Genomic DNA, 20546 nt, shown 5'->3' on the forward strand with positions numbered 1-20546 from the left:
TTTTATGTATACGATTCGATAACGAAAGGTAAAGCACGGAGTGGTGAATGAACAACGTAAATGGCCTGCAGACCGCGCCAGACCTGCATGACAAAGACGAATCCATCTTTCAGGCGCTGATGACCGCAATTGTCGAACATCAGTTGCTGCCGGGGAGCAAATTGCCGGAAGAGGCGCTGGCCGAGGTGTTTGGCGTGAGCCGTACCGGCATCCGAAAGGTGCTGCAACGACTCGCCGCTGTGCAAATGGTCACCTTAACGCCCAAACGTGGTGCACACGTCGCCAGCCCGACGGTAGAAGAGGCGCGGCACATCTTCCGCACCCGCGCGCTGCTGGAGGTCGCTAATCTGCCGGACGTGCTGGCCCACTGCCAGCCGCCGCATCTGGCAGCACTGGAGGCCATTATTCGTCAGGAGCAGCAGGCGCACGAGGCCTATGACGGCCCGGCGGCGATACGCCACTCCGCCAATTTTCACATTCAGCTACAGGCCATCTCCGGCAACCAGGTGCTGACGGAGATGGTGACCGGCCTGAGCCAGCGTTCATCGCTGGTGATTGCCACCTGGGGCGCGCCGTGGCGGCAGGGCTGTCGCTGCAACGATCACGAACAGCTGGTGGATCTGCTGCGCCAGAAGGCGCTCCAGCCGCTCAGCGAGGCCTTAATGCACCATTTTGAACATATCGTCGCCAGCCTCTGCTTCGAGCGGGCGGGCGAGTGTCTGCCTGATTTTGCCCGGCTGTTTGCCGGACACAAGGAGTCGTAATGTCGTCTGTCTGTATACAAGTGATCAACCCCAACACTAGCCTTGCCATGACGGAAACCATCGGTGCGGCAGCCCGTGCGGTGGCTGCACCGGGAACGGAAATCCTCGCGGTCTGCCCGACCGCAGGCGTGCCGTCCATCGAAGGCCACTTTGACGAGGCCATTGCTGCCGTGGGCGTTCTCGAACAGGTCAAACTCGGCAGACAGCAGGGCGTGGATGGTCACGTTATTGCCTGCTTTGGCGACCCGGGTCTGCTGGCGGCGCGCGAGCTGGCCCAGGGGCCGGTGGTAGGGATTGCTGAAGCCGCCATGCATATGGCGACGCTGGTGGCGACGCGCTTTTCGGTGGTCACCACGCTGCCGCGCACGTTGATTATCGCCCGCCATCTGCTGCATCAGTATGGCTTTCAGGACCACTGCGCGGCGCTGCATGCCATCGATCTCCCGGTGCTGGCGCTGGAAGACGGCAGCGGTCTGGCGCAGGAAAAGGTGCGCGCGCGCTGTATACAGGCGCTGAAAGAGGATGGCTGCGGGGCCATCGTGCTGGGCTGCGGCGGCATGGCGACGCTGGCGCAGGAGCTGACGCGCGAACTGCGCGTGCCGGTTATCGACGGCGTCAGCGCGGCGGTGAAGATGGTGGAGTCGCTGGTGGCGCTGGGGCTGTCGACCAGCAAGCACGGGGATCTGGCCTTCCCGGAAAATAAAGCGTTAAGCGGACAATTTCAGGCACTGAATCCATTTTAATTTTTGGGGGTGGCAATGGGGACTTTTGAACAGGATTACCCGCGCGATCTGCGCGGTTACGCAGGCAACCCACCGCACGCACGGTGGCCGAATCAGGCGCGCATCGCCGTGCAGTTTGTACTCAATTACGAGGAAGGAGCGGAAAACCACGTTCTGCACGGCGATGCCGGATCCGAGCAGTTCCTGTCGGACATCATCGGTGCCGCAAGCTATCCGGACAGGCACATGTCGATGGACTCGCTCTACGAATACGGCAGCCGCGCCGGGTTCTGGCGCATCCACACTGAATTTCAAAAACGCGGTCTGCCGCTGACGGTCTTTGGCGTAGCGATGGCGCTGGCGCGTCATCCGGAAATCGTCGAAGCGATTAAAGCGGCGGATTATGACGTGGTCAGCCACGGCTGGCGCTGGATCCACTATCAGCACATGGACATCGCCCGGGAGCGCGAGCATCTGCATAAAGCGGTGCACGTGCTGACCGATCTGTTTGGCAAACCGCCCACAGGCTGGTACACCGGGCGCGATAGCCCCAACACGCGCCAGCTGGTCGTGGAGCATGGCGGCTTCGACTACGACAGCGACTACTATGGCGATGACTTACCCTTCTGGACGGAAGTGGCCTGTAGCGACGGGACCCGTAAACCGCACCTGATTGTGCCCTATACGCTGGATGCTAACGATATGCGCTTTGCCACCGCGCAGGGGTTTAACACCGCCGAGCAGTTTTATACGTATCTGAAGGACAGTTTTGACGTGCTGTACGAGGAGGGGGAACGCGCGCCGAAAATGATGTCTATCGGCATGCACTGCCGCCTGCTGGGGCGGCCGGGGCGTTTTCGCGCGCTGCAGCGGTTCCTGGATTACGTGCAGCAGCATGAGCAGGTGTGGGTCTGTACCCGCCAGCAGATTGCCGACCACTGGCGGAAGGTGCATCCGTTTCTGAAATAATTGTGCGATGTTTTGCCGGGTGGCGGCTGCGCCTTACCCGGCCTACAGGACGTCGCCTGCCCGGTCGCGTTATGACATCAAACTCACCTGCGCCGCCACGATCCGCCACCCACAGGCAAACCGCACCCATGTCTGCTGCTGGCGGCCGATGCGTTCGCTACCTTCACGGGTAAACTCGGTGCTGCACACGGCATAATTCTCCCCGAAGGTGGTGATGACGGTGTGACGCAACATTCGCGCCAGCCCGGCTGACGGGCGCGCCGCACGAAAGGCGCGGATTTCATCAATGCCGTACAGGTTTTCACCTGCCCCCAGACGCACCGTGTTTTTGTCGTGCCAGAACAGTTCATCCAGCACGGTAATGTTGTTGCTCACCAGCGCATCTTCATAGCGGTAAAACGCCGCCGTCACTTCGGCTACCACCCACGGCAGGTTAATGTCATCGTGATTGATCATGCCGCCACCTCCGCCGGGCGGGCATCGGTGATGCCACTCTCTTCCAGCACGCGCGCGACGCGCAGGCAGGCCTGCTCGTTAAACGGCGCGGCAATCAGCTGCAGGCCAATCGGCATACCCCGGGCGGTGCGTAGCGGAACGGTGGTCACCGGCAAACCCAGGAACGAAATCGGTTGAGTGAGCATGCCCATGCTGGCGCGAATGGGCAGCGGCTGACCGTTAATCTCCATGGTTTGCTCACCGATCCGCGTGGCGCTACGCGGCGTTGCGGGGGCGATCAGGACATCGGCTTGTTCAAACAAGGCGTTGAACGCCTGACGCGCCTGAGCGCGAAACCGCTGGGCCTGAATATACCAGGCGGAAGGGATCATCGCGCCTGCCAGAAGCCGTTCGCGGGAATGGGGTTCAAAACGCTCAGGCTCGCGGCGAAGCGCGGGCAGGTACTGGTTACCCCCTTCCGAGGCGCTGGTGATAAACGCCGCGGAGCGCGCCAGCCCGGCGTCGGGGAACTGCAGCTCCTCCTGCACGTCGAGGGCCTTCGCCACCCGCGCTACGGCGTCCCGGGCCTCCGTGTCGCACCAGGTGGTGAAGTAGCCGCCAAGCGCCGCACAGCGCAGGCCGTCCAGACCGCGTTCGAGCAGGGGACGCGTCTCCTCGCGCGAGCGTTCTGCCTGAAAACCGTCGCGGGTATCGCGCCCCTGCAGCGCGTCGTACACCGACGCCAGATCGCACACGCGGCGGGCAAAGGGCCCGATATGATCCAGACTCGCCACAAACGGATGGCTACCGGATCGCGACAGGCGGCCAAAGGTGGGTTTCAGGCCATAAATCCCGCACAGGGATGCCGGAACGCGAATGGAGCCGTTGGTGTCGGTGCCGAGCGAAAAATGCACCAGCCCGGCGGCCACGGCTGCGGCTGAACCGCCTGACGAACCGCCCGCGATGCGCGTCAGGTCGTGCGGGTTATGCGTCGCGCCGTAGTGGCTGTTTTCGGTGGTAAAGCCGTAGGCGTAGGCATCCATATTCACCATCCCGGTCAGTAACCCGCCCGCGCTACGCAGCTGACGTACGGCAAAACTGTCAGTGGCCGCGGGAGGGCGCTGGCTGAACAGCTCGGCCCCGGCGAGGGTAGTATGCCCGGCAACGTCAAACAGGTTTTTCACCGCATAGGGCACGCCCGCCAGCGGTGGCAGGGGGCGCTTTTCGCGGCGCAGGGTGTCGATATTCGCGGCCTCGGCGAGCATGCGCGCTTTCGTCACAGTGGTCCAGGCGTTGATCTGCGGGTTCACGCGCGCAATCGCCTCCAGCGTCTGACGGGCAATCTCATGGGCGCTCAGCTCGCCCGCACTCAGCGCCTGCTGGATTGCGCTGATACTCATCTCGTGTAGAGTCATGCTTTATACACTCCTGCGATCTCCAGACGGTCATCGAGCGGCAGCGCCATCAATGGAGCGGCCATGCTGGCAATGCGGCTGAACTGTACCTGTAGCTCGGCGCGGCGGGCATCATCCAGCGTCACGCCAAGAACGGTCTCCATTTGCGCGAGATAGGCATGCCAGTCGGGTTGTTGTGTCGTCATTATTCTCTCCTCAAAATCCGGCGGCCGCGCCGTTGCTGCGCGGATCAAACGCCCCTTCAAACAGCCCGTTGGGGTGGCGCACAATCGCCCCCGCGTGGCCCATGGCTTCACTGAAGTCCGGGAAGATCTCCACGTCGTGTCCACGCGCCCTGAGCTCTGACACGGTCTCACCCGAAAAGCGTCCTTCCAGTTTTAACGTGTCCGACGTTTGTCCCCAGGTACGCCCCAGCAGCCAGCGCGGGCGAGCGATGCTCTCCTGCAGGGGCGCACCCTGGACCACATAGCGGGTAAACAGAGTGGCCTGGGTTTGCGGCTGTCCGTCGCCGCCCATCGAGCCATAGACCATCACGCGCCCGTCCTTAAGGCGCGCCGCCGCCGGGTTCAGGGTGTGGAAAGGCTGTTTGCCCGGCGCGAGGGCCAGAAGATGACTGGGGTCGAGACTGAACGATGCGCCCCGGTTCTGCCAGACGATGCCGGTATCGGGAAGTACCACGCCGCTGCCAAATTCGTGATAAATACTCTGGATAAACGACACGGCAAGCCCGCTGTTATCCATCACGCCCATCCACACCGTATCGCCGGGACCTTTGCCGGTGCCCCACGATGCGGCACGGCTGTCGTCAACCCTGTCGGCAAGCGCCTGAAGGGCGGTGGGTGCCAGCAGTGCCTGAATATCCGTTTTCAGCTCGCGCGGATCGGTAATGTGCGCATCGCGCAGGCCAAAGGCCAGCTTGGTGGCTTCAACAATACGGTGAATCGTTCCCGCATCGTCAGCCTCCGCCATATTCAGGCGGTCTGTGATGCCGAGTATCGCCAGCGACACCAGCCCCTGCGTCGGCGGGGCGTGGTTATAAATTTCTCCCTGCTGATGCTGCAACTTCAGCGGCGTGGTGCGCCGGGCGACGTGGGCGTGTAGATCGGCCAGCGTGACCGGCAGGCCCAGCGTCTCCATACCCTGCGCCAGCACCTCCGCCAGCGGGCCGCGATAAAAACTGTCCAGACCGTCTTCCACCAGGCGCGAAAGGGTCGTGGCCATGGCGGGCTGGTAAAAACGGCTCCCGACCGGCGGTGGCTTGCCGTCCACCAGCCAGGTTTCGGCAAAGCCGGGAACGTCCTTTAGCTCGTCAAATTTACTGGCGGTGGCATGCGCCTGTGACGCCGTGACCGGGGTACCGTTTTGCGCGTACTCAATGGCGTCGGCCAGCAGGCGGGACAGCGGCAGCGCCTTGCCCGTCATCTCGCGCGAGACCTTCAGCGCCTCGTCCCAGCCGCTCACCGTGCCGGCAACGGTCAACGCCGCCTGAGGGCCGCGATGGGGGATATGCGGGAGCCCGTCGTAGGCCGCGAGCGTCGCGCGCGATCCCGCCGCACCGCTGGCATCAATGGCGATCGGATCCCCTTCCGGCGGCACGATAAGCCAGAAGCCATCGCCACCCAGCCCGTTCATGTGCGGGTAAACTACGGCAATGGTGGCCGCCGCCGCGACCATGGCTTCTATCGCGCTGCCGCCTTCGCGCAGGACGGCCAGCGCACTCTGGCTGGCAAGGTGGTGGGGGGCAACAGCCATCCCGTGTGTGGAGACATTACTTTGCATGAAGCGTCCTCATAACCCTGAAAGTCACAAGGTGCTGCAAAAGCTGTTCCAGTTCTGAATAAAAAGTTTCATGCCAGTTGCCGCAGAAGCTGGCATGCTTAATGAATAGTGAGTATGAGATGAAACAAACGTTACAGAGGCGTTATGGAACAGCTTGATGAACGACTGAAAGCGCAATACCCGTCACTGTCGCCGCAGGAGCAGCGGGTGGCGGATTTTATTTTCGATCATTTTGACGACCTTATTAGCTATAACAGTGCCGAGCTGGCGCAGCTGAGCGGGGTATCGAAAGCCACGGTGAGCCGTCTGTTCAAGCGTCTGGGCTATGAGAAGTATAAAGAGATGCGTGACGAGCTGCGCACCCTGCGTCAGAGCGGGATGCCGCTTACCGATAACCGCGACGCGGTGCAGGGCAACACGCTACTGGCGCGCCATTATAAGCAGGAGATGGCGAACCTGACCCAGTGGGTCAATGCTCTCGATGCTCAGCAGTTTGCCGACGCCATGGCCTGCATGGTGAAGGCGCGGCGCATTGTCATTATTGGCATGCGTAACGCCTATCCCGCGGCGCTCCACCTGCGCCAGCAGCTGCTGCAGGCGCGGGGTCAGGTGCTGGTGCTCCCTCAGCCAGGCCAGAGCCTGAGCGAAGAACTGGTGGATTTAACCCCTGACGATCTGGTGGTGATGATGGCCTTTCGCCGCCGTCCGCGCATTATCCGCCCGCTGATGCAGCAGCTTCAGAGTAGCGGTATTCCGGTGCTGCTGATGTGCGAGCCGCAGGCGCACAGCCTGTTTCCGCTGGCGAGCTGGCAGCTCTGCGCCCCGCTGGACAGCGTCTCGGCCTATGACAGCTATTCCTCGGTCAACAGCCTGATCAACCTGCTGGCGAATGCCTTCCTGCATGACAGTCTCGATAAAGGCCGTCCGCGCATTCACGAGATTGCTTCCCTTTATCAGCAACTGGACGAACTCGAACAACGATAATGGGGCGTCAGACTGGTGCTTTGCATTGAAATGGTGCAACGTGGCGGGGCGTGAACATCCTCAATTTTTCGCTCCGTCCGCGTTTTATAAGGCTTTATAAGAATATTCCCCGTTTCGCCTCACCTGGCACATTAGTTGCAAAATCACATTCAAAGAATCTTTTGTTTCATGTTAACGTTACGGGGAAGCACTATGAAAAAACTGTTGATTGCACTGGCCGGGGCCGCATGCCTCTTCACACAACTGCCTGCAAAGGCTGACCAGCTTCAGGATATCGAGAAGCGCGGCACCCTCCGCATTGCCGTGCCGCAGGACTTCCCGCCGTTTGGCTCGGTGGGGACCGACCTGCAGCCGCAGGGCTACGACATTGACATGGCACGCTATCTGGCGAAACAGATGAAGCTCAAGCTGCAGCTCGTGCCGGTGACCAGCGCCAACCGTGTGCCGTATCTGCAAACCGATAAGGTGGATCTGGTCATCTCCAGCCTCGGGAAAAACCCGGAGCGCGAGAAGGTGATTGATTTTAGCCGCGCCTACGCGCCGTTCTTCCTTGGCGTGTTTGGCCCGAAAGGGGCCGAGCTGAAAGATGCCGCCGGGCTGAGCGGAAAAACTATCGGCGTGACGCGCGGGGCGGTGGAGGACATGGTACTCACCAGCCTGGCGCCGAAAGATGCCAACGTGAAACGTTACGAAGACAATAACACCACGCTCTCTGCATACCTTTCCGGACAGGTGCAGTACGTGGCGACTGGCAACCTCGTGGTGGCGGCGATTTCCCGCCAGAATGCCGATAAGGCCCCGGTGCCGAGCTTTATGCTGAAAGATTCACCGTGCTTTATCGGCCTGAAGAAAAACGAACCGGCTCTGAAGGCAAAAGTGGATGCGCTGATTGAGCAGGGCATTAAGGACGGCACGCTGAACGGTCTGTCTGAGCAATGGCTGAAGGCCCCACTGCCGGCAAACCTTAGCGCCTGAGCCGATGACTGAGCAACTTCATTTCTCTGAACTGTGGCCGCACTGGCCGGCGCTGCTGGCGGGATTGTGGGTCACCATCCAACTGACGGTGATGGCGACCGTCGGCGGGCTGGCGATAGGGATTTTCGGGGCGGCGATCCGCAGCGGACGCCCAACGTGGTACAGCCGGATCTGGGGCGGTTACGTGGAGATTATCCGCAACACGCCGTTTGTGGTGCAGCTATTTTTCATCGTCTTCGGCCTGCCGAATCTGGGCCTGAAGATGACGGCGGGGGAGGCGGCGCTGCTGGCGATGGTGGTGAACCTGGGCGCGTACAGCACCGAAATTATCCGCGCGGGCATTCAGGTCACGCCGAAAGGACAGTGGGAGGCCGGGCGCGTGCTGGGGCTGACCCGTCTGCAGACGTTTATTCGCGTGGTGCTGCCGCCCGCGCTGCAGCGCATTTATCCGGCGCTGGTGAGCCAGTGCAACATCGTGATGCTCGGCTCGTCGGTGGTGTCGCAGGTCTCGTATGAAGAGCTGACCTTCGCCGCCAACCTGATCCAGTCCAGAACGTTTTTGAGCTTTGAGGTCTATCTGGTGACAACCGGTATTTACTTAGCGCTGTCGATTACCCTGCGCCAGCTGATGATGGCGGCTGGACGGAAATGGCTGGGGGTGCAGGCATGATGACCACCTTTACCGACTGGGACATTATTCGCAACCTGCTGCTGGCCGGACGCTGGACGGTACTGCTGTCGCTGGTGGCGTTTGTCGGCGGGGCGGTGGTAACGCTGCCGCTCCTGCTGCTGCGCCTGACGGGCGGGCGCACGGTGAAGCGCATTATCCGCGGCTATATCGAGCTGTTTCAGGGGACGCCCCTGCTGATGCAGCTGTTCCTGGCCTTCTTTGGCGTGGCGCTGTTCGGCATCGACGTTTCGCCGTGGACCGCCGCCTCGCTGGCGTTAACCTTTTACACCAGCGCATTTCTGCTCGATATCTGGTACGGCAGCATTCGCGCCCTGCCGAAGGGGCAGTGGGAAGCCTCGCGCTGTCTGGGACTGACCTTCGGCCAGACCCTGTTTCGCGTGGTCGCCCCGCAGGCATTGCGCATCGGCATCGCCCCGACGGTCGGCTTTGCCGTGCAGGTGATCAAAGGTACCGCACTGGCGTCGATTATCGGCTTTATCGAGCTGACCAAGGCCGGGACCATGCTGACCAACGTGACCTATCAGCCGTTCAAAGTCTTTGCGCTGGTGGCGCTGGGCTACTTCATTCTGTGTTATCCGCTGTCGCGCTACAGCCGCTATCTGGAGACGAAATTCAATGCCTCTCATCACCATTAATCAGGTGCAGAAGTACTACGGTGATAACCACGTGCTCAAGGGTGTCGATCTGGATATCGACATGGGCCAGGTGATCTCCATTATCGGGCGCAGCGGATCGGGAAAAAGCACGCTGCTGCGCTGTATCAACGGCCTGGAGGGCTATCAGGACGGCAGCATTAAGCTGGGCGGCATGACCATTACCGACCGGGATTCCCAGGCGCGTGAAATCAGCCGCTCGGTGGGGATGGTGTTCCAGAGCTTCAACCTGTTCCCGCACATGACGGCGCTGGAAAACGTCATGCTCGCCCCGCGTCGGGTGCTGAAGAAAAGTGCTGCCGAATGCCGGGAGCTGGCGCAGCGCATGCTGGAGAAAGTGGGCTTAGGCGATCGTCTGGATTACTACCCGTCGAGCCTCTCCGGCGGCCAGCAGCAGCGCGTGGCGATTGCCCGCGCGCTGGCGATGTCGCCTAAAGTTTTACTCTGTGACGAGATCACCTCCGCGCTTGACCCGGAGCTGGTGGGCGAAGTGCTCAAGGTACTGGAGCAGCTGGCCGCCGAGGGGATGACCCTGATTCTCGTGACGCACGAAATGAATTTTGCCCGCGAAGTGGGCGACCGCGTGGTGTTTATGCACCAGGGGAAAGTATGGGAGCAGGGCGACAGCAAAACGCTGTTCGCCAACCCGCAGACCACGGAACTGAAGCAGTTCATCTCCTCCGTGCGCGGCCTCAACTGATAAGGACTGACTCATGGATATTGCACATTTTCCGCAAATTAACCCGCCGCAGCGTCTGCTGATGGGGCCGGGGCCGATCAACGCCGACCCGCGCGTGCTGCGCGCTATGTCGAGCCAGCTGATTGGCCAGTACGATCCGGCCATGACCCACTACATGAACGAGGTGATGGCGCTCTATCGCGGCGTATTCCGCACTGAAAATCGCTGGACGATGCTGGTCGACGGTACCTCCCGGGCGGGAATTGAAGCGATACTGGTTTCCGCCATTCGCCCGGGGGATAAAGTGCTGGTTCCGGTCTTTGGCCGCTTTGGTCACCTGCTGTGCGAAATTGCCCGCCGCTGTCGGGCGGAGGTACATACCATCGAGGTGCCGTGGGGCGAGGTGTTCACCCCGGACCAGGTGGAGGATGCAATTAAGCGTATTCGTCCTCGCCTGCTGCTCACCGTACAGGGCGACACCTCCACCACCATGCTGCAGCCGCTCGCGGAGCTTGGCGCTATCTGCCGCCGCTACGACGTGCTGTTTTACACCGACGCCACCGCGTCGCTCGGCGGCAACGCGCTGGAGACCGACGCCTGGGGGCTGGATGCCGTCTCGGCCGGGATGCAGAAGTGTCTCGGCGGGCCATCGGGGACTTCGCCAGTCACCCTGAGTACGCGGATGGAGGAGGCGATTCGCCGTCGCAAGTGCGTTGAGGCGGGCATTCGCACCGACGCCCACCGCGACGGCGACGAGGAGATGATCTACTCCAACTACTTCGATCTTGGCATGGTGATGGACTACTGGGGGCCGGAACGGCTGAATCACCATACCGAAGCCACCACAGCGCTGTTTGGCGCCCGCGAATGCGCGCGGCTGATCCTGCAGGAAGGGCTGGATAACGGCATTGCCCGCCACAAGCTGCACGGCGATGCGCTCCTGAAGGGCATTCAGGCGATGGGGCTGGAGACCTTCGGCGACCTGAAGCACAAGATGAATAACGTGCTGGGCGTGGTGATTCCACAGGGCGTCAACGGCGACGAGGTGCGTAAGCTGATGCTGGAGGATTTCGGGATTGAAATCGGCACCTCGTTTGGCCCGCTGCACGGTAAAGTGTGGCGCATTGGCACCATGGGTTATAACGCGCGTAAGGATTGCGTGATGACCACCCTGAGCGCGCTGGAGTCGGTGCTGAACTACCTGAAATTCACCACCACGCAGGGGGCCGCCATGCAGGCCGCGTGGGATCACTATCGCCGCGAGACGCCGCAATGAGCCCGGCGGCAGAACGGGTGATGGCGCGCGCCGATGCGCTGGCCGCCATCAGCGAAACGCCGGATGCGCTGACCCGGGTCTACCTCTCGGCGCAGCATCTGCAGGCCAACCAGCTGGTCGGGCAGTGGATGAGCCAGGCGGGGATGACCGTCTGGCAGGACAGCGTGGGCAATATCTGTGGACGCTATGAAGGTGCTCAGGAAGGGGCGCAGGCGGTGCTGCTCGGTTCGCATCTGGATACCGTGCGCAATGCGGGGCGCTACGACGGTATGCTCGGGGTGCTCACCGCGATTGAAGTGGTGGACAGCCTGCACCAGCAGGGCCTGCACCTGGCGCAGGCCATTGAGATTGTCGGTTTTTGCGATGAAGAGGGCACCCGTTTCGGCATTACGCTGTTAGGCAGCCGGGGGCTGACGGGCACCTGGCCGCAGGACTGGCTGGAAAAAACCGACGCCAGCGGCATCAGCGTGGCACAGGCAATGGTGCAGGTGGGGCTCGATCCCGGCCGCGTGTCGCATGCTGCACGCCGTCCCGAGGATTTCAGCGCCTACCTGGAGCTGCACATTGAACAGGGGCCGTGCCTTGAGCAGGACGGTCTCGCGCTCGGCGTGGTGGAAGCCATCAACGGCGCGCGTCGCCTGAATTGCCGTTTCACCGGCGAAGCCGGGCACGCGGGAACCGTGCCGATGAACCATCGTAAGGACGCGCTGGCCGCCGCTGCCGAATGGATGGTTCTCATCGAAAATACCACCCGGCAGCAGGGCGGCAATCGGGTGGCGACGGTCGGGGAGCTGCGCTGCCTGCCCGGTGCGGTAAACGTGATCCCCGGCGAGGTGCATCTCTCGCTGGATATCCGCGGTCCGCAGGATGCGCCGCTGGATCGGTTGCTGGCCGAATTGCTGGAAAATGCGCAGGCAATCGCGTCGCGACGCGGACTGCAGTTCAGCGCCGAGGAGTTTTACCGCATCGCGGCCACGCCGTGCGATATCCACCTGCAAAACGTGTTAGGGGAGGCCGTCGAATCGGTGCAGGGGCGTTCACTGTCGCTGCCCAGCGGCGCGGGCCATGATGCGATTGCCATCGCGGAACGCTGGCCGGTAGGGATGCTGTTTGTGCGCTGCAAAGGCGGCGTCAGCCACCACCCGGCAGAGTCGGTGGTGGCTGAGGATGTCGCGCTGGCGATTGAGGCGTTTTCGCGAGCGGTGATCCAGCTGGCGGACCGCGTTACTCCAGCCCCAGCGTATATTGCGCGATCTTGAAGTAGATAATCAGCCCGGTACCGTCGATAAGCGTCGCGATAAACGGCGCGGAGACGACCGCCGGGTCAATGCCGCAGCGTTTGAGCACCATCGGAATCACGGACGACACAATCGCGCTCCACAGCGTTATGCACACCAGCGTCAGGCTGACGATAAGCGTGATTTCCAGCCCAATCCCCATCATCCACGCGCGGATACACCCGGCAATCCCGAGCGTCACGGCAATCATCAGCGAAGTGGACATCTCTTTTCGCAGCACGCGCCCGACGTCGCGAAGATGCACCTCTCCCAGCGCCATGGCGCGCACCAGCGTGGAGGTGATCTGCGTTCCGCTGTTGCCGCCCGTGCCGATCAGCAGCGGAATAAAGAACGCCAGCGCAATGGCGGACTCCAGCGCCTCTTCGAAGTGCTGGATCACCGAACTGGTGTAGGCTTCCGCGACAAACAGCAGCAGCAGCCAGACGGAGCGTTTCTTCCACAAGCTGAAGGCGCTGGTTTCCAGATAGGGCTTCTCCAGCGGCAGCGTCGCCCCCTGAAGCTGAGCGTCTTCGGTGACGTCATCTTCCAGCAGATGGGCGATTTCGCGCTCGGTCAGGCAGCCGACGAGCTTGCCGTGGGTGACCACCGGCACCACGTCCGCGCCGCCGTGCGCCAGCTGGCCGGCAACATCGGCACGTTTATCCTCCGGTTTGACCTGTAAAAACTGCGAGATCATCAGCGATTTCACCGGCTGTAGCGTATCGGCGGTTTGCAGCAATTTACGCACCGCAATCATGCCCGCCAGGCGGCCATTGTCTTCAATAAAAATATGCGATGGAATATCGTCGTCTTTTAATTTTGCGAAGAATTGCTCGCGCGCCAGCGCCACGCATAATGCAATATCAAGGACGATAAAATCGGTATTCATATATTGCGCGATGGCGCTGTCATTGAATGCCGGGTTTTGATTGTGAATAGCGTAAGGCATAGTGAATTCCCTTTGAATAAAAATATCTCTCAGGGGCGAGCAAGACAGGGCATGTCGAAGAGGAGATCCCCACGTCCTGGGTTCAGCACTGTACACCGTATCCCGCAAGGGAAGTTATACTGACAAAGCCTTGATTCGACAGTGCCTGTTTTACCCTGTGTCGGTTCTCTCGAACCCACCAGAGCGATAACGTGTATTTGTACAGGAGCCTCGCCATAACGAGATCGTTGTAAAACGTGAGGGATAATACGCATATTTAATTTTACCGCTCAGGATTTTAAATAATGTTTAAGAACGGTTTAGAAGAATTTTATTAATACGATGTTGAGGGTTTATTTAAGGTTATTCATTTTAAATAAAAGATTAAATCATCACGAGGATGGGGTAAATGGCGTGGTTTGATCATCTGCTTACTCATTTTGCGCTCTATCCGGCACATCTGTTTGCGTTGTTATTCGTGATGGCGCTGGGTAAATCGACGGTACTGATCTCCTCCGTGCTGCCACCCGCCTCGGTGATGCTGCTGGCGGGCATCGGCGTCAGCCAGGGGAGCATGCATCCTGGGCTCGCATGGCTTGCCGTGGTAATGGGGGCAACGGTGGGATCGGTGCTGAATTACCATGTTGGCCAGCTGATGGGACACACCCGGCTGGTCACGCGTTTCACGTCTAAGCATGCCGACAGGTTTTTGAGAGTGCAGCATCAGCTGCAAAAGAACGGTGAAATTGCGCTGTTTACGTCGCGCTTTCTGGCGGTATTGCGTTATATCGTGCCGCTGGCAGCGGGGATGCTCAGGCTAAGCGCCGTGAAGGTCTACGCCGTCAGCCTGCTTTCTGCCTGCGCGTGGGCGGCGCTGTATGTTGGCATCGTCGCTGGCATCAGCGTCTGAATCGGCGAGTAAGGTATTCATCAGATTGAGAAATGCTTCCCGGAAAATTGTCACGAATCTGTCACACTGAATGCGACATTTTAAAACGAGTGAGGAATTAGGGATGAGAAAAGCACTACTCGCGCTGGCAGTCGCCGGTTCCATTTCAGCAACGTTTGGCGTGCAGGCACAAGAGACGCCGGAAGGGTATCAGCTGGAGCAAGTTTTAATCATGAGTCGCCATAACCTACGCGCACCGCTCGCCAACAACGGCAGCGTGCTGGAGCAGTCCACGCCGAAACAGTGGCCAGAGTGGGAGGTACCGGGTGGTCAGCTCACCACCAAAGGCGGCGTGCTGGAAGTCTATATGGGTCATTACATGCGCGAGTGGCTGGCGCAGCAGGGGATGATAAAGACTGGAGAGTGCCCGCCAGCGGACACCGTTTATGCATATGCCAATAGCCTGCAGCGTACCGTTGCGACCGCACAATTCTTCATTACCGGCGCGTTCCCGGGGTGCGATGTGCCTGTGCATCATCAGGAAAAAATGGGCACGATGGATCCCACCTTTAATCCGGTCATTACCGATAACTCGCCTGAGTTCCGCGAAAAAGCGCTGAAGGCGATGGAGACCGAGCGGCAGAAAATGCAGCTTTCAGAAAGCTATAAGCTGCTGGAGCAGATGACGAACTACGCCGATTCGCCGTCCTGCAAAGAGAAAAAAGTCTGCTCGCTGGCGGACGCGAAAGATACGTTCAGTGCCGACTATGAAAAAGAGCCAGGCGTGTCAGGTCCGCTGAAAGTGGGTAACTCGCTGGTGGATGCGTTCACGCTGCAATATTACGAAGGTTTCCCGGCTGACCAGGTGGCCTGGGGTGAGATCAAGACTGACCAGCAGTGGCGTGTGCTGTCGAAGCTGAAAAACGGCTATCAGGACTCGCTGTTTACCTCCACCGAGGTGGCGCAAAACGTCGCCAAACCCCTGGTGAAATATATTGATAAAGCGCTGGTCACCGATCAGGCGAAAGCGCCTAAAATCACCCTGCTGGTGGGGCATGATTCAAACATTGCTTCGCTGCTGACCGCGCTGGATTTCAAACCGTATCAACTCCACGATCAGCACGAGCGCACGCCAATTGGCGGCAAAATAGTCTTCCAGCGCTGGCATGACAAAAACGCTAACCAGGAACTGATGAAAATTGAGTATGTCTACCAGAGCTCAGAGCAGCTGCGAAACGCCAGCGTGCTGTCGCTGGAATCCCCCGCGCAGCGTGTGACGCTGGAGCTGAAAGGCTGCCCGGTGGATGCTAACGGCTTCTGCCCGGTTGATAAGTTTAATGCGGTGATGAACAGCGCGGCAAAATAGAGGATACCCCCCCGCAAAGGCGGGGGGGAAACGCTTAGACGTTTTTACGTTCGATGGTCTGTTCGCCCCAGAAGAGCGAGTCTTTGTCCGTCTTTTCGAAGGCGCGAACCAGCACTTCGTCGCTACCTTCTTCCCAAATCTGCTCTGCCAGTTTCTCGTCATATTTCGCGACTTCAAAAATGGCTTCGGCAATCTCCGGAGAGGTATTGCGTAAACTTGCCCATTCACCCACGCGGTGGGCTTTTGATTCCTGAGTTGGCATGCTTGTCCTCCTGTTGAGTTAGCCGTTCAGTTTTTTGGCGAGGCCCGCGACATGCTCACCCTGATAACGGGCGATGGCGAGCTCTTCGTCGCTCGGCTGTCGGGAACCATCGCCGCCGGCAATGGTGGTTGCACCGTAGGGAGTACCGCCACGTACCTGAGAAACATCAAAGAGTTCCTGCGCGCCGTAGCCAATCGGCACAATCACCATCCCATGATGAGCAAGGGTAGTCCAGGTTGAGGTAATCGTCTGCTCCTGACCGCCACCGGTGCCGGTAGAGCTGAAGACGCTGGCGAGTTTGCCGTATAAAGCGCCTGAGGCCCATAGCCCGCCCGTCTGATCGAGGAAGGTTCGCATCTGGCCGGACATATTGCCGAAACGGGTTGGCGTCCCGAAAATAATCGCATCGTAATCTGCCAGCTCCTGAGGCGTGGCGACCGGGGCATTCTGTGTTTTTCCCCCGGCTTTGGCGAAGGCTTCCGCCTGCATGGTTTCCGGTACGCGCTTCACCACAACCTCAACGCCGTCCACCCTGTTTGCACCTTCTGCGACTGCGTGAGCCATGGTTTCAATGTGTCCATACATGGAATAATAGAGCACCAGAACTTTTGCCATTTTGCATCACTCCTCGTTTGTGTTTTCTGACAGCGGATCGCTGCGTTCATTTAAAGATATGCCATCACGGCCAGACTGCAAAAATGAACACCATTTCTTTGATTTATAACAATATGATTGGGGAAGCGTGCTGTAGCAAAATGAAACAACTTTCTCGCCTCCGTTTTTTGAAATGATAAGAAAGAGTTATGAATCTCCGCCGCGTTATCTCACCCGAAAGACTGAGATCCTGTTGCAGGATATTACCAGCGGCTTGCCGGACAGCCTTAGTTCACTAAGCTTAGTTTCACGCGGCACAGATAAAGGCACTGTCCTCATGCCGCGAGGTGAAAGAATCCTCTTTTACTGAATGCAATATGATGTCTAATGTTTCACACTCTGGAGGTTAGAGATGGCAAACCATCGTGGTGGTTCAGGTAATTTCGCTGAAGACCGTGAAAGAGCATCAGAAGCAGGTCGTAAAGGTGGCCAGCATAGCGGGGGCAACTTCAAAAATGACCCTCAGCGCGCATCAGAGGCTGGCAAGAAAGGGGGTAAAAACAGCCACGGCAGCAATAAGTAACGCGCCAGGCTGAACCCTGCCGCCGGGCGTTCCCGGCGGTTTTTTTATTTCTGCAACATTGAACTGTAACCAAAGGCGACGCACACTACAGAATTGTTCTCATTTGCTGGTGTCGCATGTCTGTCTCACGCTTTAAATTCTCCGTAAAACCTCAGGAAGCCATCCTTATTCTCATCACCATGTTCTGGGGCGGGACGTTTCTGGCCGTCCAGTACGCGGTAACGCTGAGCGATCCGTTCTTTTTTGTTGGTCTGCGCTTTGCGACGGCGGCGATAGCCGTGGCGCTCGTATCGCTAAAATCCCTGCGCGGATTAACCCTTAAAGAGCTGAAGGCCGGGGTGGCGATCGGGGTGGCGATTGCAATGGGCTACAGCCTGCAGACATGGGGATTACAGACTATCTCCAGCAGCAAATCGGCATTTATCACCGCCATGTATGTGCCGCTGGTACCGCTCCTACAGTGGCTTTGCCTGGGACGGCTGCCGGGGATGATGTCCTGCATCGGCATCGTGCTGGCGTTTATCGGCCTGATTTTGCTGGCCGGGCCGGAAAATAACCTGCTGGCACTGGGACCGGGCGAGATCATTACCCTCGTCGGGGCGATTGCCATTGCGGCGGAAATTATTCTGATTAGCGCCTGGGCGGGCAAGGTGGACGTCAAGCGCGTGACGGTGGTCCAGCTCGCCACGGCCTCGCTGGTGGCGTTTGCGACGATGGTACCGGCCGGGGAGTCCGTGCCGCCGATGTCTACCGGTCTGATCGTGGTCGCGTTGGGGCTGGGCATCTTCAGCGCCATTATTCAGGTCACCATGAACTGGGCGCAGCGCAGCGTCTCCCCGACGCGGGCAACGGTGATCTACACCGGCGAACCGGTATGGGCGGGGATTTTTGGTCGCCTCGCCGGAGAGCGCTTGCCGCTGCTGGCCCTGGTCGGTGCGGCATTTATTGTCGCCGGGGTGCTGGTGAGCGAGCTGAAGCTCAGAAAACGCCGGATTGAGGTGAGCGATCTGACGACAGAAAAAGGTTGTGATTGAAAAACGGAGCGGATTAGTCCAGGATATGTACGGATAAATACCGTACACGGTGATGTAAACCATGCCAGCACTTAAAAAACAGCGTATCGATCTTCGCTTAACGGACGAAGACAAAACAATGATTGAAGAAGCGGCGGCGATGACGAACCAGACAATCACCCAGTTTATGGTGAACAGTGCGTCAGAACGCGCTGCTGAAGTCATCGAACAACATCGGCGTCTCGTATTAAACGAGTCATCATGGAATGCGGTGATGGACGCCATCGACAATCCGCCAGAGCCAAATGAACGCCTGAAGCGAGCGGCAAAACGTCTTCGAAACATGGAGTGAAGCATCGTGGCAAATCTCACGATCGAAATGTTTTCAGAGGGAAGTGATTACGATTTCAGGGGCTTCGATTGTGGTGAACCCTCGCTAAATGCCTTCCTGACGGAACATCTGGTGCGTCAGCACAAGGGACGGATATTGCGAGGTTACCTGCTTAAAGATCGTGACCATCCGCGTGTGCTGGGCTATTACACGTTGTCCGGAAGCTGCTTTGAAAAAGCGATGCTTCCTTCTACGACCCAGCAGCGTCGGATCCCCTATGTCAACGTACCCAGTGTGACGCTGGGGCGTCTGGCTGTGCATAAAGATCTACAGGGAAAGGAGTGGGGAACAACGCTCGTCGCACATGCTATGCGCGTTGTGTATCTGGCATCGCAGGCGGTAGGGGTACACGGAATCTTTGTTGATGCTCTCAATGAACAGGCAAAACGATTCTATCTGAAGCAGGGTTTTATTCCGCTGACAGGTGAAAACAGCCATTCTCTTTTCTTCCCCACAAAATCTATCGAACAACTCTTTGAGCAGGCGTGATCGTTGTACTGCCTTTTGATAGTACGCAAGATTATGGTCGGGTAAGGTGTGACTATTACCCGACGTCAAGATTTTACGAATCCTGATGCACCACCTCACCCTGCGGTGCTGCGCCCATACGGCGGCTCAGCAGGGCGTTAAGCAGAATTGCCCCGAACGTTGCCGTGCCGATCCCACCAATCGTAAATCCGCCCAGCGTCAGGGCGAAATCACCCGCGCCCAGCACCAGCGTGACCGCCACCATAATCAGGTTGCTGTTCTGGCTCAGATCGACCCGATGCTGCACCCAGATTCGCGCGCCAGCCACGGCGATCAGCCCAAATACCACAATCGATGCTCCGCCGATGACCGGCGACGGAATGGTGTGGATCAGCGCGCCGAACTTCGGAGAGAAACCAAGCAGTATCGCCATCGCCGCTGCCGCGACGAAGACCAGCGTCGAGTAGACTTTGGTCACCGCCATCACGCCGATATTTTCGGCATAGGTGGTGACGCCGCTGCCGCCCACGGAGCCGGAGATCATGGTTGCCAGACCGTCACCGACAAATGCCCGGCCCATGTACGGGTCCATACTGCGGCCGGTCATTCCCGCGACCGCCTTCAGGTGACCTAAGTTCTCCGCCACCAGGATCACCGCCACCGGTGCGATAAGCATCATTGCCTGGGTGTTAAAGGTGGGGGAAGTGACCTGCGGCAGGCCAAACCAGGCAGCCTGATGGAGCAGGGTAAAATCGACCGGCTTGCCGAGACCGAAAACGTTCGCCAGCAGAGCGTAAACCAGACAGGCGACAATCAGCCCGACCAGAATCAGCAGACGCTGGATCATCCCGCGCGTAAACACCGCCACCAGGCCGATACACAGCACGGTGATCACCGCCATCCAGCTTTCAAACGGCGAGCCGGAGACGCTTTTCACTGCGATCGGCGCCAGGTTCAGGCCAATCGCCATGACGACGGCACCGGTCACCACGGGAGGCATCATGCGTTCGATCCAGCGCGTGCCGATCTTCATCACCACCAGACCAATCAGGGTATAGACCAGGCCGCAGGCGATGATGCCGCCGAGCGCCACGCTCAGGTTAGGGTTGATCCCCTGGCCGTTAAATCCGGTTGTGGCGATAACCACCCCGACAAACGCGGCGCTGGAGCCCAGATAGCTGGGCACGCGCCCACCGGTGACAAAAAAGAACAGCAGGGTGCCGATACCCGACATCAGAATCGACAGGTTGGGATCAAGCCCCATCAGCATCGGCATGAGTACGGTCGCACCAAACATCGCGACTGCATGCTGGACGCCCATCACCATCGTTTGTCCGAGCGGGAGTCGTTCATCCGGCGCGACCACGCCTGCTTCTGTGGAGGTCGATTTCAACTGCCAGTGGGGAAATCCGAACATGGTCTGTCTCCTTAAA

Annotated in this window: 23 protein-coding genes, 1 pseudogene and 1 riboswitch; of the genes and pseudogenes, 16 read left to right on the forward strand and 8 right to left on the reverse strand. The window is 59.3% G+C overall.

The window, feature by feature from the left end; all coding sequences use genetic code 11:
- Positions 1-47: 47 nt before the first annotated feature.
- The 3 genes and pseudogenes from AAER43_RS07920 (at position 48) to puuE (ending at position 2455) form a co-directional block, all read left to right on the forward strand.
- Positions 48-764: a GntR family transcriptional regulator gene (locus tag AAER43_RS07920; protein ID WP_014883286.1), complete on the forward strand. Its 717-nt coding sequence runs from the start codon at positions 48-50 to the stop codon at positions 762-764.
- Positions 764-1635, forward strand: a pseudogene (locus tag AAER43_RS07925) (aspartate/glutamate racemase family protein); the annotation flags it as partial. The gene AAER43_RS07920 and the pseudogene AAER43_RS07925, both read left to right, overlap by 1 nt.
- Positions 1556-2455: an allantoinase PuuE gene (gene puuE / locus AAER43_RS07930; RefSeq protein ID WP_224955212.1), complete on the forward strand. Its 900-nt coding sequence runs from the start codon at positions 1556-1558 to the stop codon at positions 2453-2455. The pseudogene AAER43_RS07925 and the gene puuE, both read left to right, overlap by 80 nt.
- A 69-nt stretch (positions 2456-2524) precedes the next feature.
- On the opposite strand, the gene hpxZ is transcribed toward puuE, so the two are convergent.
- The 4 genes from hpxZ to hpxW are packed head-to-tail and all read right to left on the reverse strand — an operon-like array spanning position 2525 to position 6084.
- Positions 2525-2911: an oxalurate catabolism protein HpxZ gene (gene hpxZ, locus AAER43_RS07935; protein WP_032637027.1), complete on the reverse strand. Its 387-nt coding sequence runs from the start codon at positions 2909-2911 to the stop codon at positions 2525-2527.
- The gene (locus tag AAER43_RS07940; protein WP_047366069.1) at positions 2908-4305 is read right to left on the reverse strand and encodes an AtzE family amidohydrolase; all 1398 of its coding nucleotides are present in this window, start codon (positions 4303-4305) and stop codon (positions 2908-2910) included. Before AAER43_RS07940 ends, hpxZ begins: the two co-directional genes overlap by 4 nt.
- Positions 4302-4490 carry an oxalurate catabolism protein HpxX gene (gene hpxX / locus AAER43_RS07945; protein WP_023332649.1) on the reverse strand — a complete coding sequence of 63 codons (189 nt, stop codon included), beginning with the start codon at positions 4488-4490 and terminating at the stop codon, positions 4302-4304. The genes AAER43_RS07940 and hpxX overlap by 4 nt, the downstream gene beginning before the upstream one ends.
- Positions 4491-4500: 10 nt before the next feature.
- A complete protein-coding gene (gene hpxW, locus AAER43_RS07950; RefSeq protein WP_057057641.1) occupies positions 4501-6084 on the reverse strand; it encodes an oxamate amidohydrolase in 1584 nt (527 codons plus the stop codon).
- A 144-nt stretch (positions 6085-6228) separates the two neighbouring features.
- Here hpxW and hpxU point away from each other — a divergent pair, with 144 nt between their 5' ends.
- The 7 genes from hpxU to hpxK all read left to right on the forward strand — a co-directional run bounded on the left by hpxU (position 6229) and on the right by hpxK (position 12601).
- On the forward strand, positions 6229-7068 hold the full coding sequence (hpxU, locus tag AAER43_RS07955; RefSeq protein ID WP_014883293.1) for a MurR/RpiR family transcriptional regulator HpxU: 840 nt from the start codon (positions 6229-6231) through the stop codon (positions 7066-7068).
- A gap of 192 nt (positions 7069-7260) precedes the next feature.
- The gene (locus AAER43_RS07960; protein WP_057057642.1) at positions 7261-8043 is read left to right on the forward strand and encodes a transporter substrate-binding domain-containing protein; all 783 of its coding nucleotides are present in this window, start codon (positions 7261-7263) and stop codon (positions 8041-8043) included.
- Positions 8044-8047: 4 nt separating this feature from the next.
- Positions 8048-8713: an amino acid ABC transporter permease gene (locus AAER43_RS07965; protein ID WP_342701867.1), complete on the forward strand. Its 666-nt coding sequence runs from the start codon at positions 8048-8050 to the stop codon at positions 8711-8713.
- Positions 8713-9369 carry an amino acid ABC transporter permease gene (locus AAER43_RS07970; protein ID WP_014883296.1) on the forward strand — a complete coding sequence of 219 codons (657 nt, stop codon included), beginning with the start codon at positions 8713-8715 and terminating at the stop codon, positions 9367-9369. Before AAER43_RS07965 ends, AAER43_RS07970 begins: the two co-directional genes overlap by 1 nt.
- The gene (locus AAER43_RS07975; RefSeq protein WP_008499843.1) at positions 9350-10087 is read left to right on the forward strand and encodes an amino acid ABC transporter ATP-binding protein; all 738 of its coding nucleotides are present in this window, start codon (positions 9350-9352) and stop codon (positions 10085-10087) included. The genes AAER43_RS07970 and AAER43_RS07975 overlap by 20 nt, the downstream gene beginning before the upstream one ends.
- A 13-nt stretch (positions 10088-10100) precedes the next feature.
- Positions 10101-11342: an alanine--glyoxylate aminotransferase family protein gene (locus AAER43_RS07980; protein ID WP_032637023.1), complete on the forward strand. Its 1242-nt coding sequence runs from the start codon at positions 10101-10103 to the stop codon at positions 11340-11342.
- Complete coding sequence (hpxK, locus tag AAER43_RS07985) at positions 11339-12601, forward strand: allantoate amidohydrolase (RefSeq protein ID WP_050862043.1); 1263 nt, start codon at positions 11339-11341, stop codon at positions 12599-12601. The genes AAER43_RS07980 and hpxK overlap by 4 nt, the downstream gene beginning before the upstream one ends.
- Here the strand turns inward: hpxK and AAER43_RS07990 are convergent.
- On the reverse strand, positions 12567-13568 hold the full coding sequence (locus AAER43_RS07990; RefSeq protein WP_050862042.1) for a magnesium transporter: 1002 nt from the start codon (positions 13566-13568) through the stop codon (positions 12567-12569). The genes hpxK and AAER43_RS07990 overlap by 35 nt on opposite strands.
- 60 nt (positions 13569-13628) lie before the next feature.
- A riboswitch (M-box (ykoK) riboswitch) is annotated at positions 13629-13798 on the reverse strand.
- 158 nt (positions 13799-13956) lie between these two features.
- Here AAER43_RS07990 and AAER43_RS07995 point away from each other — a divergent pair.
- Positions 13957-14457: a DedA family protein gene (locus AAER43_RS07995; protein ID WP_014883299.1), complete on the forward strand. Its 501-nt coding sequence runs from the start codon at positions 13957-13959 to the stop codon at positions 14455-14457.
- 103 nt (positions 14458-14560) lie between these two features.
- A complete protein-coding gene (agp, locus tag AAER43_RS08000) occupies positions 14561-15802 on the forward strand; it encodes a bifunctional glucose-1-phosphatase/inositol phosphatase (protein WP_023337066.1) in 1242 nt (413 codons plus the stop codon).
- Between the two features lie 34 nt (positions 15803-15836).
- Here the strand turns inward: agp and AAER43_RS08005 are convergent, their stop codons facing one another.
- Both AAER43_RS08005 and wrbA read right to left on the reverse strand, forming a co-directional pair.
- Positions 15837-16064: a YccJ family protein gene (locus AAER43_RS08005; RefSeq protein WP_014883300.1), complete on the reverse strand. Its 228-nt coding sequence runs from the start codon at positions 16062-16064 to the stop codon at positions 15837-15839.
- Between the two features lie 18 nt (positions 16065-16082).
- Positions 16083-16679 carry an NAD(P)H:quinone oxidoreductase gene (gene wrbA / locus AAER43_RS08010; RefSeq protein WP_014883301.1) on the reverse strand — a complete coding sequence of 199 codons (597 nt, stop codon included), beginning with the start codon at positions 16677-16679 and terminating at the stop codon, positions 16083-16085.
- 391 nt (positions 16680-17070) lie between these two features.
- On the opposite strand from wrbA, the gene AAER43_RS08015 reads away from it, so the two are divergent.
- The 4 genes from AAER43_RS08015 (at position 17071) to AAER43_RS08030 (ending at position 19134) form a co-directional block, all read left to right on the forward strand.
- Positions 17071-17241, forward strand: coding sequence for a general stress protein (locus tag AAER43_RS08015; protein WP_023332656.1), 171 nt, complete (start codon positions 17071-17073; stop codon positions 17239-17241).
- 116 nt (positions 17242-17357) lie between these two features.
- Positions 17358-18275, forward strand: coding sequence for a DMT family transporter (locus tag AAER43_RS08020; protein WP_047028038.1), 918 nt, complete (start codon positions 17358-17360; stop codon positions 18273-18275).
- Positions 18276-18336: 61 nt separating this feature from the next.
- Positions 18337-18606, forward strand: coding sequence for a DUF1778 domain-containing protein (locus AAER43_RS08025; RefSeq protein WP_014883303.1), 270 nt, complete (start codon positions 18337-18339; stop codon positions 18604-18606).
- Between the two features lie 3 nt (positions 18607-18609).
- Positions 18610-19134, forward strand: coding sequence for a GNAT family N-acetyltransferase (locus AAER43_RS08030; protein WP_173674980.1), 525 nt, complete (start codon positions 18610-18612; stop codon positions 19132-19134).
- Positions 19135-19207: 73 nt separating this feature from the next.
- On the opposite strand, the gene rutG is transcribed toward AAER43_RS08030, so the two are convergent.
- On the reverse strand, positions 19208-20530 hold the full coding sequence (rutG, locus tag AAER43_RS08035; RefSeq protein WP_014883305.1) for a pyrimidine utilization transport protein G: 1323 nt from the start codon (positions 20528-20530) through the stop codon (positions 19208-19210).
- Positions 20531-20546 lie beyond the last annotated feature (16 nt).

The organism is Enterobacter sp. FUJ80071 (genome assembly GCF_038739915.1).
GTDB lineage: Bacteria > Pseudomonadota > Gammaproteobacteria > Enterobacterales > Enterobacteriaceae > Enterobacter > Enterobacter kobei.